Source organism: Frankia sp. Mgl5 (assembly GCF_023242985.1).
GTDB lineage: Bacteria > Actinomycetota > Actinomycetes > Frankiales > Frankiaceae > Parafrankia > Parafrankia soli.
The window spans coordinates 1-238 of record NZ_JALKFY010000339.1 but is presented as its reverse complement, the minus strand read 5'-3'; the positions used below and the strand labels follow the sequence as shown (position 1 = coordinate 238).

1 protein-coding gene is annotated in these 238 nt (G+C 55.5%); it reads right to left on the bottom strand.

Annotation, left to right across the window (positions count from 1 at the left end):
• On the bottom strand, window positions 1–238 hold a 238-nt coding region (locus MXD62_RS09595), incomplete at both ends, for a PD-(D/E)XK nuclease family protein (RefSeq protein WP_248829003.1).

The following is a 238-nucleotide window of genomic DNA, read 5'->3' as shown; positions in this document are numbered from 1 at the left end:
CATGTAGCGGTATCGCGCTGTGCGCATCAGGATATTGCTGCGGGTAATCGGCACCATCTCTTCGACCACTTCGCTGGCCAGCTGCATGCTATCTGTTTCCGTCAAACCGCTCCATTCCAGACGGTCATCGTTCATTCGTTCCACAGCCCGCTTTAAAGAGGCGTGGAACAGCTCCCCTACATCGAATCTTTCCAGCTTATACAGCGGCCGTTCCTGCAGCCGCAGGCCATGTGAAGAG